This is a genomic window from Vibrio parahaemolyticus (assembly GCF_900460535.1).
Taxonomy (GTDB): Bacteria; Pseudomonadota; Gammaproteobacteria; order Enterobacterales; family Vibrionaceae; genus Vibrio; species Vibrio parahaemolyticus.
In genome coordinates, this window is record NZ_UHIL01000001.1 from 1769871 (window position 1) to 1783695 (window position 13825).

The following is a 13825-nucleotide window of genomic DNA, read 5'->3' on the forward strand; positions in this document are numbered from 1 at the left end:
TTAATATGAAATAAGTTAATGAAATTTTCTCGGCATGTCTTACTATTGAAACTAATTCGCTTTCAGCTACGAAGGCTTGCAATAAACGGAGAAAAACAGTGGTTGTAGAAACCGATGGGTATCTCGCTCTCATTGAGCATTTGTCGCTTAATCTAGATATTTTCACAACGGAAATTGGCGATACAGGTTCCGAAAGCATCGAAGATGTGGTTACTGACATGGTTGCTTCAAACATCATGGCGATCTTTGAGCAAAACCCTGAGCTTCACTCAAGCGTACGTTTTAAACTGCTAAAAGAAGCAGATGCCGTTGTAGAAGACCTTGGTGAAGTGCTAGCGGGTGTGTGGAGCAAGAAAGCAACGAACGAACAGATTGCTTTTCTAGATGAATACATTGCGTTAGTGAAAAACCTATTTGATACCGCAGTCGCCACTTACGACTAATGTTCAAATGCCGAGTATGCCCCCTAATATTCAGCTAAACACTATTCCAACAATAAGAAGGGTTACAAGGTAACTCTTCTTACTTGCCAAAACTTGGACGCCCAGTAAGGGTTGTCGATTCTCGAGATAATTACCCCTTTAGACGTTGATGCGTGCATAAACTGCTTGTTCCCCAAGTAGATTCCAACGTGGTAGGTGCTTCGTCGAGTTTTAAAAAACACCAAATCTCCTTGTTTGGCATCCGTCCAACTCAGCTCAACGCCTTGTGTGGATTGCTGCTTTGTCGTCCTTGGTAGGGCGAGTTGATACGCTTCGACAAAGGCTCTTTGAACGAAAGCCGAACAGTCGATTCCAGATTTTTGTGTTCCACCAAGTCGATAGGGCGTGCCGTGCCACTCGTTGTAAAACTGAAACAAGTCAGGGTTATTAGACAATAACTGATTGGTGGGTACAGTTACTTCAACCTGCTCACTCAGCTCTGGGCCAGACGAACAAGCTGAAAGTAGAGCACTGATTATCAAAGGAAAATATATACGACGCAAATCTTCACCTGTCATCTGTATGACTCATAACTGAAATATTAATGTCATAACCAATCCATAGTATGGGCTGAAAATCACGGTTTTGTCTCACATGTGTGACGGATTCACGACAAAGCCGACTCAACCTCAAGAAAGATAAAAATTGATTATGGCAACGCGCAAACGCTCACGCACATCGCTTTCACTGATTCAGACTATCAGCGCAACATTTTTAACTATCATCGCACTTGTTATAGCCCTTTCTGTCTCAAGTTTCAAAGGAATGGGGCAGGTTGGAGAACAATTTGAAGATTTGTCTCAAAAAGCATTACCGATTGCGATGGCCAATGCGACTCTGACCAGAAATGTGTTGGAAATGGTGAAACTGCTCAACTATGGAATGCAGGTAACGGAAGCGAAAGAGTTGCCGCTTGTAGAAGCGCAAATTGAAGCGCTGGCGAAACAGACAGAAGGTCTGATCGAGAAAACATCCGAAGTCGCTCCACAGCTTTCCAATGAGTTAAAAGATAAAGTGGAGACGTTGCACCAAATCACAAACTCCATTTTACTCAAGCAATCCGCGGTGATTCAGATGCAAGGGCACATCGACGCGAATGTTGGTGGTTTTCGCTATGGACTGAGTTCCATCGGCCCAGAGATGAACAGAATTAGCTCATTTTTAAACCTGGATGATCCTGAGTCGAGTGACGCGGCAAACCGTTTTATTGCATCTGCGAGTTCGATGGAAAGCACTTTCCTTGTAATGATGATGCATACCGATTTACCTAAAGCGGAGAAAGAATATCGGGAGATGCGAAATCGAATTGCGGGGATTAACCTTGCTTACGAAGATTTCAAAGCCCTACACTCTGAAGTCAGTGACTACGCCAGCTTGACAGCGCCTTATGAGATGGTGAAATCAGGCTTTGACGAAGAGGGCATTTTGCAACTCATTCTTGCCAAGTTGGTCCAAAGCGAACAACAGCAGCGTGAGTTTCATCAAGCGTCGTTATTCGCTGACGAAACCATGAGGCTCTTGGATAGCATTTCGCAGTCGGCATCGAACTTGATTGATGAACGCGAAGCCACGGTCAATAACACCATAGGCAACGTCAGCATGATGGTTCTTGTCGCGGCGTGTGTTATCTCTCTGGTTATTTTGGTCTCTTGGTTCGGGCTAAAAACGTGGACAAACCGAGGACTGAAGAATGTGCTGGTACGTTTATCCGCATTAACTGACCACGATTTTCGTGCCAAAGCAGATGAGATGGGCCCCTTTGAGCTAAAAGAGGTCGCACGCAAATTGAATCAGGTGATCGATTCAACACACGACTCTATCCAAACGGTTACACGTAATTGTGAGACGCTTTATCAAACCGCAGAAATCAGCCACGATGCAGCTGAGCAAACCAATGACGGTCTAACAACGCAAAACGAAGCGTTAGCGAGCATGGTGACTACGATTACTCAGCTAGAGGCGTCCATACGTGAAATTGCCACAGTAACGAATGCTTCGTCAGAAGATTCATTACTTGCTACACGACATACCGAAAAAGGTGTCCAAGTTGTCGAGCAAAACCGCAAGCGGTTGGAATCATTAGAAAGCTCTTTGGATGTGAATGAACAATCGATGTTAGAGCTAGACCAGCGTGTTAAGCAGATTCGTGAAATGGTCGACATGATCAGTGGTATCGCGGAAAACACCAATTTACTTGCGCTGAATGCAGCTATCGAAGCTGCTCGCGCAGGTGAACAAGGGCGCGGGTTTGCGGTTGTCGCGGATGAAGTCCGAAAACTGGCAAAGGATACCTCCCAGCAAACGACCAATATTCGTGAAATGATGAGTGAGCTTATTACTGCGGCAGAGCGTTCTCGCCAAGCGGTAAACGATTCGCGAGAAGAAATGACCCACGCGCTGCATTCCAGCAATGAAGTGAAATCGACGTTCTCTGACATCAACCTCGCGGTTAAGCATATTCAAGAGCGTGTTGAGCAGATCTCTGTTGCCACGGAAGAGCAAGAACGTGCGACGGCGGACGTGTCTCAATCCATCAATAATATTTCCGAGCTTGGAGAGCGTACAAAGCTACAACTTGAATCCATGGTTGAAAGCTCCGAACAAGTGGCAGAAATTGCAGGGCATCAACAAGCGATGTTGCATAAATACGAGCTACATCAGTCCGCCTAAGTGACATGTTTTTATTTTCTATAAGCAGAACTTCGGTTCTGCTTTTTTGTTGCTTCTACGCACCTTCTCATTGCTATTCAAATCGCAAAAGTGAGTTATATCGCATCTTGCTCATTTCTTAAGGGCTGAGTTATCACTACGTGGTGTTAATGCTATGTCGGTAAAACAAGATGGCTAGAATGTTGTCCGAATTCAAAGGAATGAATCATGCAACTATTACAAAGAGCCAGCCTTATACTGGTTAATCATCAGCAAGAACTTTTGCTTATCCAGCGTTTTCAAAACGATAGACATTATTGGGTTTTCCCCGGCGGTAGTGTTGAAGTTGGAGAGCAGCCTGTTGAAGCTGCGAAAAGAGAAGCGCTGGAAGAAACCTCATTGGAACTCAATCGGATCCAAAAGGTTTTTGAGCTCGAAAACCAAGGTCGCTTAGAAACCTATTTTCTTTCTTATGTAGGGAACTCAAAAGTGAAGCTGGGGGTAGGGCCGGAACAAACCAGACAGTCAGACGTTAACCAGTATCATTTAAAGTGGGTGCGTTTAGAGCAACTTCATACGATTCCTTTGTATCCAGAGCAAGCCAAAGCTTTCTGCTTAAATAATGAGGAGTGGTTTTATGATCGATAAAGTTTGCCCCGTTGTTCTGCGTAAGCAAAACCAAGAGATCCTACTTTTTCAGCATCCCTTAGCGGGTATTCAGCTAGTCAAGGGAACGGTTGAGACGTTTGATGAAAGTTACATCACGGCTGCAAAACGGGAGCTGGCTGAAGAATCTGGGATTACGCACGTTATCTCCGCTCGGTATTTATGCTCATGGGACAGTGGCTTTCAAAATCAAGCATGGCATTTTGTTTTGTGTGAGTGTGCGGACCTAGAGGATTCATGGACGTTTCATACGCAAGACGATGGCGGACATGATTTTGCGTTTTTTTGGCACGATATAGGGAGCGATATTTCCTCACAGGCGCATACTGTTTTTCAGCATGCACTGGAAAAAGTTCGAAAACTGATAGACCAAGGGGTGGTGTAAGTGAGGTTGCAAGTTGGAGGTTTAACAAAGAAGAACTTGTTAAAGCACTTGAGTAAAAAAGGTGTTCAATTGAATGCCTTCGCCCAACAACTATTCGATGATGACAAAGTCGAGTGCGCAGATGAGATTCAATCGTTCTTTTTAACGATAAAAACACCGTTTGACTTCGGGCTTTATTTTGGCGCGACCCTTGGAGAAATGATTGAAGCGGCGTCGACACAAAATCTATCACCTTGCCCTTTAGTTGTTGCGCCATACCTCCGTTTACAAGAAATTGACTTGGCGAAGGGAGAGTACCTTACTGTGGTGTCTTCCCCGCTTTCGAATGACAAAGCTTATCCTCGTGGTTTGTATCTACGGGATCTCGACGACGGATTCTGGCTACGAGGCTTTAGATGTTCGGACGATTGTATCTTTCCGCCGTCGAAAAAATTTGTTTTTGTATCTGAGATCGCGAAGGAGTGTTGAGTGTGACATATCTTTATCATCGCGAGCCCAACAACCTTTCTCACCTAATCTCGAGGGAAAACTAGCGGATTTGAGCGAAGTGCCAAAGCAAACACTATGCTTCTATCAGGAGCGAATAGATAAGGAAGAGCAGTCGTTACTCTTCTTTCGCACGCCTCGTGTACGGTTTAAAGGCACTGTCGATCTCAAAAATGGCTATGAGATTACAAATGTTTAATTGACTTCTATATGCTTTGCGCATTCTTTCAGATAAGGAAACGATAATGGATAAATTCGTAGTGTTTCTCTTATGCCTTTTTATGACGATAGGTGGCGTGGTTCACCTGTATGACAACATCGTTGATGGCTTTTTGCCTTACGATTTTGCTCCGCGTTGGCTAAACATTTATTGGAGCGCATTAGGTCTTTTAGATTTGTTAGCGGTGTACTTATTAGTGAAACATCGCAGAGTGGGCTTGGTGTTGATGCTATTGATTTTGATGACAAACGTTATTTTTAGTTCACACGCTCACTATACATTAGAAATATTGGACAACAATGTGGCTCTGCAAATGAAAACGCTGTTCTTGGGCTTTTCGTTGGGCGTTTCCATCTGGCTTTGGAATGCGCGAAAGCACCAGCAATCGCGTCAGATATTTCGTTAACTTTATCTACTCACACATTTAAGGATTATCAACAGGGATTCGTTATGAACGATTTTAAAGACTTGGCGAGTTTTGCCGGTTTTAGTGCGTTAACAGGTTTGAGTTTTGGCACCATTTTCTTCAGTCTCGCTTTTGTGTACAGCTCCTTCGAAACGCAGCAACACGTCAACACTAGCGCGTTAATTTGTGCTGTTTTTGGTGTCATAGGCTTGGTTGTTGGCATTACGCAATTAAATAAAAAACGCCAATTAGTCGAAAGTTAATTCGGCAAGTCTTTTCGGTGGATGGGGTCTCCAAAACTCTATAATGAACTCTGTGATTTGTTTTTGTTGGTTACTCCATCTACGTTTTTCTTTTAATCATCGTTCTTGCCCTTGCCTTCGCGATAACGAAAAGGCTGTGTCAGCAGCTTATCCAATCTTTGCTCGCTCGCTTCCCTGATCTCAGGCACGCCAATCACGACATCGTTATGTCCAAGCGCTGGTTGTGCGCGATACGTTCCAAACCATCTATCCCAAACGGAAAGGAAAAAACCAAAGTTCGAATGGGTTTCCTTCACAATCACCGAATGGTGCACGCGGTGCATGTCTGGTGTCACAATGACTTTTCGCAGTTTCTTATCGATAGATAACGCAAGCTTTGCGTTACTGTGATTGAACATCGCACTCGCATTTAGAATGATCTCAAACACCACAATCGCGAGAGGTGAAACACCAAGAATGAATACCGAGGCGATTTTGACGACCATCGATATGATGATTTCAATTGGATGAAAACGCGCGCCAGTTGTGACATCGATATCCAAATCGGCATGGTGCATACGATGAATTTTCCATAATGGTTTAACGCGATGAAAAACCAAGTGCTGAACATAGATGATGAGATCGAGAACAATCACAGCAAGCAACACGTTTAACCAACCGGGCAGGGATAGAAGATTGAATAGTCCCCATTGCTGATCATGAGCAATGGTCGCAGCTTGAAACGCAGCAATAGGCATCACTAATGCAATGATCGCGCTATTTAGGGCGACCAAAGAGAGGTTGTTTAACCAGCGAAAGGAACGTTTGACGGTGAGCGTCTTTCTTGGGAGCTTGTTTTCCCAAAGAGTACACAGCAACAATACGCCAATAAAACAGCTAAGTCGCAACCAAGATGGGTCGGTAAACGTGTTTTCAGTCACTGATCTTTCCTTCTTCTCCGCATTTATCGCAATAGACCTTAACTAACGTGAGATTCTTTCAATGTTTGGTCTTTAGAGTAATAACGCTGCCGCCTTGTGAGCGAGCGGTTATACCAGTAGAATCGCGCTCTCGTTTTTATTTGGCATTTCCTTCATGAGAATCCACGCTTTCCATCGTTTATATCAGTATCGTCAATCCATCTCAACGAAGCCTTTCAATGCTCGTGGATGCAAAGTTCAGCGCTGCCCATTCTGTCAGGTTTCAGAGCAGCATTGTTTATGTGAATTGCAACCTGATATCGATAGCAATGTCGCGTGCATGCTGATTGTGTCTGAGAACGAAGTGTTTAAGCCAAGCAATACAGGCCGTTTGATTGCTGATACGGTGAAAGAGACTTACGTGTATCAATGGAATCGCACTGAACCTTCACAAGAGATGCTTGATCTTTTGTCCAACGAAGACTACCTGCCTGTCATTGTTTTTCCTGCCGATTACGTTGATCAACCTGAGCGATTGCTAGATGGATTACACACTGAGCACTTACATCGCACTGATGGTAATAGCAAAAAGTGGTTGTTGATTTTTATCGATGGTAGTTGGCGTGAGGCGCGAAAAATCTTCCGTCGCTCTGAGTTTTTACAGTCTCTACCAGTCTTATCTATCGAGCCGGAGTGTTTATCAGAATACATCATGCGCCGTTCTGAGAACGAGCAGCATCTTTCGACAGCTGAAGTCGCGACTTTAGTTTTGAAACAAGCCGGTGAGAACAAAGCATCGGAATGCCTTCAATTGTGGTTTGAAGCCTTCAGAGAAACCTACATGCTGACCAAGACCCGAGTCAAAAACGATCCTAATCGACCGCATTTGAAACGTTTCAAAGAGTGGGTGAAAACCGAGAGCTGACTCTAAGGAATGAACTTTTGTTGATGGCATGTTGTTCAACTGACTTCAGCGAGGGGATAAATCTGCATTCGGTCACGGTTTGCAGGCGTACAGATATGGATAATGCCACTAGTTTATACTTTTGACTCCAGCCATTTTTGGAGTCGTTTAAGCATTTTTTTAGGAGAGAAATACATGTATTACGGCTTTGATGTCGGCGGCACTAAAATTGAATTTGGTGCATTTAACGAGAAGCTTGAGCGTGTAGCGACGGAACGTGTACCTACACCAACAGACAACTACGAGCTGCTGGTTGATACCATTGCGGAATTGGTTAACAAATACGATGCAGAGTTTGGTTGCGAAGGCACCATTGGTCTTGGTCTACCTGGCATGGAAGACGCAGACGATGCAACGGTATTAACAGTTAACGTTCCTGCGGCGAAAGGCAAACCACTGCGCGCGGATCTTGAAGCGAAAATTGGTCGCAGCGTAAAGATTGAAAACGATGCGAACTGTTTTGCGCTATCAGAAGCATGGGACGAAGAGCTTCAAGATGAGCCTTCTGTACTTGGTTTGATCCTAGGCACTGGTTTTGGTGGCGGTTTTATCTACGATGGTAAAGTTTTCTCTGGCCGTAACCACGTAGCAGGTGAGGTGGGTCATACTCGTTTACCTATCGATGCTTGGTTCCACTTAGGCGAAAACGCACCTTTGTTGGGGTGTGGCTGTGACAAGAAGGGTTGTTTAGACAGTTACCTTTCTGGCCGAGGCTTCGAACTTCTTTATGCCCATTACTACGGTGAAGAGAAGAAAGCGATCGACATCATTAAAGCGCACGCAGAAGGTGAGGCGAAAGCTGTTGAGCACGTTGAGCGTTTTATGGAGTTGCTGGCAATCTGTTTTGCAAACATCTTTACAGCGACTGACCCACATGTTGTTGTGCTGGGTGGTGGTCTTTCCAACTTCGAATTGATTTACGAAGAGATGCCAAAACGTATTCCTAAGTACCTGCTTTCTGTCGCGAAGTGTCCGAAGATCATCAAAGCAAAACACGGTGATTCAGGTGGTGTACGTGGCGCTGCGTTCCTAAACATCAAGTAGTGACTGAAACCTTACTCGATATAAAGTAAGACGAAATTTAAAGCCCCGTTTAGACCATCAAGGTAAAACGGGGCTTTTTACTTATATATCGAAGTAACTCATATACCTAAGTAATTTCGGTATGCTCGGGTATAGAGCACGAACAAAAATAGCATGTATAAAAAAACTCGCGACGAATCGCGAGTTTTCTGTTTGCAGCTAAGCTTATTTGTTCTTTTTGCCTACGCCTAGGTTTTCTTTTTGAGCTAGGGTGATTTTACTAAAGCCTAATTTTCTGAAGTAGTTATCGCGGTAGTTGCGCACCGCTTTAGTGTCAGACACTGCTTCGATTTGTTGCTCCATCTTTAGGAACTCAGTGATATCGATACCTTCTGCTTCGGCAACCGCTTCTTGAATGTTGCGGTGCTGCTGGTATGAGAACGTCAGTTCTTTGTCTTGGTCTTTGTAAGTGTAAAGAATGGTGCGAGCCATAGCTGTCTCTCTGAAAAGGTTTCTGTATTAAACAAAAAGGCCAGACTCGCTGACCTTTGAATTTCTAGTTTGGGCTAGATTCTGCCTTGAAGTGGGATAATTGTCACGCTTTCTCCCGCTTTTACTGTATCAACAGCTGGGGAGATTTCGATCAAACAGTTCGCCTCACTCATTGAGCGCAAAATACCAGAGCCTTGCTTGCCTGTTGTACGAACGGTTAAACGGCCAGTGTCATCCAGTTCATAGATTCCTCGACTAAACTCGGTACGACCTTGGCGAGAGCGAAGATTCTCAGTCGCGATGGCATTCACTTTCAGAGGCTTCCAGCCTTGTTCGCCTTGCATCTTACGCAGTGCAGGCTCGACAAAGTTAATGAAAGAGACCATCACGGCAACAGGGTTGCCCGGCAGACCAAAGAACGGCTTGTTGTTGATTTGACCAAACGCTAATGGACGTCCCGGACGCATGTTGATTCGCCAAAAATCGATTTGACCAAGTTTATCCAAGGCAAGTTTGATGTAATCCGCATCACCAACGGATACGCCACCAGAAGTCATAACCACGTCTGCTTGCGCCGATGCGTTTTCCAACGCTTCGATCATTAACTGTTCATTGTCTTCCAGAATACCGAAGTCCAAGATCTCGCAGCCGAGCTTTTCAAGCATGCCCATGATGGTAAAACGGTTGGAATCGTAGATAGAATTCGCTTTTTGCTCTGTTCCCGGCGCTTGTACTTCGTCACCGGTGGAGAACACGGCAACTTTCAATTTGCGGAACACATTCGCTTCACCAAAACCAAGCGAAGCGGTCATGCCCATTTCTGGAGAGGCTAGGCGAGTGCCTGCGGTAAAGACGTCACTGCCGATAGCGAGATCTTCACCTGCTTGACGAACGTTTTGGCCTGCTTTGATATGCGCACCGTTAAAGGTGACCTTGTCACCTTCTTGAGAGGCTTGCTCACGCATGACCACTGTGTCGCCGTTAAGTGGTGTTGGTGCGCCAGTCATGATCTTCACCGCTTGACCAACTTGAAGAGGCTGATCGTAAGCATGGCCCGCCATCACTTCAGCAACCACTTGGTAGCTATCGCGGTCAACATCATCACTGCGGATGGCATAACCGTCCATCGCGGAGTTGGTGTACTGCGGCACGTTTACTGGTGAAATGATATGTTCCGCAAGAACGCGGCCATAGGCGTTTTCAATCTTGCATGCTTCTATTTCCGAAACCGTGTTCACCAAAGAAAGGATTTTTTCTTGGCCTTGAACCACAGAAAGGAAAGCCGGAGAAAGTGTGTCGCAACATGCGACGTCTTTCTCTTTAGATTTTGGTGCTTTTGCATCTTGAACGTATTGAAGAACAAATTGAGCGATGGCATCCAAATCATTGATGTTCATTTGAGGGAGCTCAGAATCTAACCCCGCACTGTCGGAAGCGATAGCAATGATGTTTTCATCGTGAGGGTAAAGCCAAGGTTTACCCACTTCTTCACGGTGCAATTCAATTTTAGGAAACGCGATGTTTTTACAGCCTTCAACCAAAACCACATCGAGCTTGTCTTCATCAAAACGAGTTAAGAGGTATTCAAACTCCGCTTCGGCTTCTGGCGTTTCTGTCATTAACGCAAAACGGTTGCGAGAAGCAATCAGCATTTGAGACGCGCCAGCTTTGCGTAAACGGTAGCTGTCTTTACCCGGCTTATCGACATCGAAGTTGTGGTGTGCATGTTTTAGCATGCCAATGCGTAAACCTGCTTCAGTCAGCTTTGGCAATAGGGCTTCAAGTAGCGTGGTTTTGCCTGTGCCTGAATAAGCTGCAAAACCAAGAATAGGAATGTTTAGCGTGTGTTTCATGATTCTAATTGTCCAAATTGCGCCAGTTCTTCCGGAGTGTTCAAGTTGACGAAACAGTTTGGTGAGTCGCTAAAGTCAACGTAACTGGTGTTGCACTCTTTGTAGAGCAGAATGATTTTGCGGTCGCCACGTTCTAAAAATGCGGTGAGTTTTGGCAGTACGCGTTTGTGGTAGAGCGTGAAAACAGGTTGCTGATGGTCACCATCATGCGCGACTAAAATATCACTGTCTTCTTTGACGGCCTGGCAGAAACGCTCGACAAGGTCGGTGTTAATTTGAGGGCTATCGCAAGGTACAAATCCGACCCAGTCAGTTTCCGCATGCATCAAACCCGCGTGAATACCGCCCATAGGTCCAGGGAAATCTTTGAATTGATCACTAAATACGAAACCAAATTTGCTGTACGCATCTTGGTTGCGATTGGCATTAATTAAAATGCGTGGTGTTTGTGGAGATAAACGTTCAATAACGTGTTCGATGAGTGGCTTCTGATTTAATTCAATCAGACCTTTATCTTTTCCACCCATACGGCTGGCTTGGCCACCAGCCAAAATGACCCAACTAGTTTGTGTTGGTTGAAGCATATGCATTCTCTTGGGATGTTTCTTTTGGTATGACATACAACAGAGGAGACTCTATCAAAGTCTTGTCTTTAATCCACCACTGTTTTTTACATAAGTCGGTCAGTGCGTTGGTTTGATGGCTTGTCACCACGATACTGGAACCACGATCCAAAAGATCTTTCGCCATCACCACCAATCGTTCAATGGACTCTTGGTCTAAAGACGCACTTGGCTCGTCCATCAATAAAATCGACGGTTTTAAGATCCAAGCTCTTGCCATGGCAACACGCTGCTTTTCACCGCCGGACAACACGGAGATATGTTCGTCCGCTAATGTTTCTAAACCTACCATGCGTAGTGCGTGAATAACTTGAGCTCGCTTATCTTTTGGTGTGTCTTGTTGATATTTCACTCCATAGACTACGTTCTCATAAACAGTGCCGTCAAAAAGGTAAGGAGATTGATGGAGATAAATCACATCGACACGGCCGTTGCGGCGCGTCAGTCTTTTCAGCCACGTATCTTTTGGTGCAACAACATCGCCAGTAGAAGGTTTTAGCAAGCCAGCAAGGATTTTGAGTAGGGTAGTTTTGCCCACACCATTGTCACCCTTGAGATAAATGGCATCATTTGGGCCGATGGCTAACTCAGGGATGTGAAAAAGCACACGCTCTTTAAAGCGCATGGATAACTGCTCGGCGGTGATTTTTATAGTCATAATGCGCCTCTACATGGGGTTAATGGTGAGTCGTTTGTTTGCTTCATGTTCTATGTTCTGAGGTAGCCTTTGCCTCTCATGCTTGATAAGAAGAAGTTTAGTGCCAACGCTAAAGATAGTAATACAATTCCTAATGCAACTCCTTGCGCAAAAGCACCTTTGCTGCTTTCCATTGCGATAGCGGTCGGAATATTGCGCGTTACGCCCATAATGTTTCCGCCTACCATCATTGAGCAGCCCACCTCGGTTACGATACGTGAGAATCCTGCAATGATAGCTGCGAGTAGAGGAAAGCGGGTTTCCCAAATCATCGTAGCAGCCACGCGCGGAATGGAGACGCCTAGGGTGATGGCGGTTTCCACTGCGCGACGGTCGCTAGATTGCAATGCACCATGCATCATCGATACCAAAACAGGGAAGCAGATCACCATTTGGCCGAAGATCATCGCCTTCTGAGTGAACAGCATTTGCCAGTCTCCCCAAGGGCCAGCGCGTGATAGCAACATATACAGTAAAAGGCCAATCACGACGGTAGGAACCGCTTGTAGCGTATTCACGATCGACAGCAAAAACCATTTACCGCGAAAGTCGGTATACGCCAGTACAAAGGACATCAAAATAGCCGGCAAGACCACTAAGGATATTGCCGTGATAGAAACACTAAAGGAGACCGCAACGATCTCCCATAGGTCTGCATCAAAATTCACCAGTAAGCGAAGCGCTTCCAGTGTTGTATCAGCAAGATTCATATTGCGTTATTTGCTCTCAGCATTCGCAACAAACAGTTGTTTACCGTTCAGGCGGAAACCATTGATAAGTTCCTGACCGCGAGGGTTCACCAACCAATCACTGAAAGCTTTCGCGCCTTGGTAGTTGATTGTTGGGTAACGCTCAGGGTTAACAAGAATAACTTGGTACGGGTTAAACAGTTTTTCATCGCCTTGGAACAGAATTTCTAGATCCAACTTGTTTTGGTAAGCCAACCATGTACCGCGGTCTGACATTGTGTAGCCTTGCATTTCAGACGCCATGTTCAGAGTTGGGCCCATACCTTGACCTACGCTGCGGTAGCCTCCAAAGTTTGGTTCGATTTTAGTTTGAGCCCAAAAGCCCATTTCTTTTTTGTGCGTACCAGAATCATCGCCGCGAGAGATGAACGTTGCGTTTTTGTTCGCGATCTCTTTGAACACGTCTAACACGCTTTCGTCATCTTTGATTTTTGCTGGGTCTGCTTTAGGGCCAACAATCACAAAGTCGTTGTACATCAGCTTACGAGGTAGAACGCCGTAGCCTTTCTCAACGAATGTGCCTTCGGCTTTTGGTGCGTGAGTCATCACCAAATCTACGTCACCGTTTTCGCCCATTTTTAGCGCTTTGCCAGTACCTGCAGCAATAACATCGACTTTGTAGCCAGTGTCTTTTTCAAATTGTGGAAGTAGGTAGTCAAGCAAGCCCGAGTGGTAAGTACTGGTTGTAGTTGCTAGGCGGACGTGTTCAGCGTCTTGAGCAGAAAATGCAGAGTAGCTTACAAGCGTGATTGACGTTGCGGCCAATGTTAGCGCAATTTTTTTCATTTTTATGTGTTTCCTTTCCAATGATTCTTTGGCTTCTATCCGTCTAGGTGACAGCGAAGTCTCCGGAGCGATCTTGATTGCTCAAATCACAAGTTGCCTTAGGGTGTTGGAATAGCAAGTTCTCCAACATCCTGAGATCACTTGGATACCCCTTATAGCAAACAAGATGCCAACATTTTACA

General features: G+C 45.1%; 17 protein-coding genes. 9 read left to right on the forward strand and 8 right to left on the reverse strand.

All coding sequences use genetic code 11. From position 1 onward, the window contains the following. The first annotated feature begins 98 nt into the window (after positions 1 to 98). A complete protein-coding gene (locus DYB02_RS08690; protein WP_005453925.1) occupies positions 99 to 443 on the forward strand; it encodes a DUF3802 family protein in 345 nt (114 codons plus the stop codon). A gap of 62 nt (positions 444 to 505) precedes the next feature. Here the strand turns inward: DYB02_RS08690 and DYB02_RS08695 are convergent, their stop codons facing one another. Continuing rightward, the gene (locus DYB02_RS08695) at positions 506 to 1000 is read right to left on the reverse strand and encodes an NlpC/P60 family protein (protein WP_025509788.1); all 495 of its coding nucleotides are present in this window, start codon (positions 998 to 1000) and stop codon (positions 506 to 508) included. 133 nt (positions 1001 to 1133) lie between these two features. Between DYB02_RS08695 and DYB02_RS08700 the strand changes: the two genes are divergently transcribed. From DYB02_RS08700 to DYB02_RS08725, 6 genes are all read left to right on the forward strand, one after another. After that, positions 1134 to 3152 (forward strand): methyl-accepting chemotaxis protein, encoded by a 2019-nt coding sequence (locus DYB02_RS08700; RefSeq protein WP_029804793.1) that lies wholly within the window; start codon positions 1134 to 1136, stop codon positions 3150 to 3152. A gap of 207 nt (positions 3153 to 3359) precedes the next feature. After that, entirely contained in the window at positions 3360 to 3779 is a 420-nt protein-coding gene (locus DYB02_RS08705; RefSeq protein WP_029804794.1) for an NUDIX domain-containing protein, read from the forward strand. Further along, complete coding sequence (locus DYB02_RS08710) at positions 3769 to 4182, forward strand: NUDIX hydrolase (protein ID WP_021449084.1); 414 nt, start codon at positions 3769 to 3771, stop codon at positions 4180 to 4182. The genes DYB02_RS08705 and DYB02_RS08710 overlap by 11 nt, the downstream gene beginning before the upstream one ends. Beyond that, on the forward strand, positions 4183 to 4650 hold the full coding sequence (locus DYB02_RS25650; protein ID WP_020903778.1) for a hypothetical protein: 468 nt from the start codon (positions 4183 to 4185) through the stop codon (positions 4648 to 4650). It begins immediately after the preceding gene. A gap of 263 nt (positions 4651 to 4913) precedes the next feature. Continuing rightward, the gene (locus DYB02_RS08720) at positions 4914 to 5294 is read left to right on the forward strand and encodes a hypothetical protein (RefSeq protein ID WP_005495070.1); all 381 of its coding nucleotides are present in this window, start codon (positions 4914 to 4916) and stop codon (positions 5292 to 5294) included. A gap of 44 nt (positions 5295 to 5338) precedes the next feature. Continuing rightward, positions 5339 to 5557: a membrane protein gene (locus DYB02_RS08725; protein WP_005495068.1), complete on the forward strand. Its 219-nt coding sequence runs from the start codon at positions 5339 to 5341 to the stop codon at positions 5555 to 5557. 92 nt (positions 5558 to 5649) lie between these two features. Here the strand turns inward: DYB02_RS08725 and DYB02_RS08730 are convergent, their stop codons facing one another. After that, a complete protein-coding gene (locus tag DYB02_RS08730; protein ID WP_015296726.1) occupies positions 5650 to 6477 on the reverse strand; it encodes a sterol desaturase family protein in 828 nt (275 codons plus the stop codon). 154 nt (positions 6478 to 6631) lie between these two features. On the opposite strand from DYB02_RS08730, the gene DYB02_RS08735 reads away from it, so the two are divergent. Both DYB02_RS08735 and nagK read left to right on the forward strand, forming a co-directional pair. Further along, positions 6632 to 7381: a tRNA-uridine aminocarboxypropyltransferase gene (locus DYB02_RS08735; RefSeq protein WP_025522257.1), complete on the forward strand. Its 750-nt coding sequence runs from the start codon at positions 6632 to 6634 to the stop codon at positions 7379 to 7381. A 174-nt stretch (positions 7382 to 7555) separates the two neighbouring features. Then, positions 7556 to 8464, forward strand: a complete 909-nt coding sequence (gene nagK / locus DYB02_RS08740) for an N-acetylglucosamine kinase (protein ID WP_005495063.1) — start codon at positions 7556 to 7558, stop codon at positions 8462 to 8464. A gap of 204 nt (positions 8465 to 8668) precedes the next feature. On the opposite strand, the gene DYB02_RS08745 is transcribed toward nagK, so the two are convergent. From DYB02_RS08745 to DYB02_RS08770, 6 genes are all read right to left on the reverse strand, one after another. Next, on the reverse strand, positions 8669 to 8935 hold the full coding sequence (locus DYB02_RS08745) for a DUF2960 domain-containing protein (protein WP_005377584.1): 267 nt from the start codon (positions 8933 to 8935) through the stop codon (positions 8669 to 8671). A 74-nt stretch (positions 8936 to 9009) separates the two neighbouring features. Next, on the reverse strand, positions 9010 to 10788 hold the full coding sequence (locus DYB02_RS08750) for a bifunctional molybdopterin-guanine dinucleotide biosynthesis adaptor protein MobB/molybdopterin molybdotransferase MoeA (protein ID WP_029804052.1): 1779 nt from the start codon (positions 10786 to 10788) through the stop codon (positions 9010 to 9012). Next, positions 10785 to 11372, reverse strand: coding sequence for a molybdenum cofactor guanylyltransferase MobA (gene mobA, locus DYB02_RS08755; RefSeq protein ID WP_005453897.1), 588 nt, complete (start codon positions 11370 to 11372; stop codon positions 10785 to 10787). Before mobA ends, DYB02_RS08750 begins: the two co-directional genes overlap by 4 nt. Beyond that, a complete protein-coding gene (locus tag DYB02_RS08760; protein WP_005396189.1) occupies positions 11350 to 12069 on the reverse strand; it encodes an energy-coupling factor ABC transporter ATP-binding protein in 720 nt (239 codons plus the stop codon). Before DYB02_RS08760 ends, mobA begins: the two co-directional genes overlap by 23 nt. Positions 12070 to 12119: 50 nt before the next feature. Beyond that, positions 12120 to 12818: an ABC transporter permease gene (locus DYB02_RS08765; RefSeq protein WP_005396188.1), complete on the reverse strand. Its 699-nt coding sequence runs from the start codon at positions 12816 to 12818 to the stop codon at positions 12120 to 12122. Between the two features lie 6 nt (positions 12819 to 12824). Further along, positions 12825 to 13643 (reverse strand): ABC transporter substrate-binding protein, encoded by an 819-nt coding sequence (locus tag DYB02_RS08770; protein WP_005479446.1) that lies wholly within the window; start codon positions 13641 to 13643, stop codon positions 12825 to 12827. Positions 13644 to 13825 lie beyond the last annotated feature (182 nt).